Source organism: Campylobacter sp. IFREMER_LSEM_CL1097 (assembly GCF_025772225.1).
In the GTDB taxonomy this organism is placed as follows: Bacteria; Campylobacterota; Campylobacteria; order Campylobacterales; family Campylobacteraceae; genus Campylobacter_D; species Campylobacter_D lari_D.
Window position 1 is genome coordinate 1 of the sequence record NZ_JAKMRT010000055.1, and the last position, 544, is coordinate 544.

General features: G+C 24.3%; 1 pseudogene. It reads left to right on the top strand.

The features are described 5' to 3' along the window. Window positions 1–544, top strand: a pseudogene (locus L8W64_RS08895) (capsular biosynthesis protein); the annotation flags it as partial.

The window sequence follows — 544 nt, forward strand, 5'->3', positions numbered from 1 at the left end:
GGGGGGGGTATATAACCCTACCATATAAATTATATAAGATAAAACAACAACACAAAAAAGAGCAGAAACTATATAAACAAACTATTAAAATATTTCCTCATCTTGCATATCCTAAAGTAGAATCTTGTAAAGACTACAATGAAAGCATAAAATATAAATACCATCTTTCTTATATGCTAGGAGAAGCCTTAATTAAAGCTCATAAAACTTGGTATAAAGGAGGGTATTTTAAACTATATAAAAATATACAAAATATTAAAAAACAATATAAACTACTAAAAGAATTAAACTTAAGCAATATTGATATTTCTTCAAAAAACAAAGAATTATTAATCACTAACTTTGATGTAATAAAAGATATATTAAAAATTCATAAAGACTATAAACCTATATTGGAGAACATATTTCACAATTTCGATTATACCTTAAAACACTTAGATCTGATAAAAGAATGGCTTTTATCAGATGATTTTTATCAAAGATATAAAAAGGAAAACCATCCTTATCCTTCTTTGTTAGATCCTAAAAAACTAAATGATGAGAA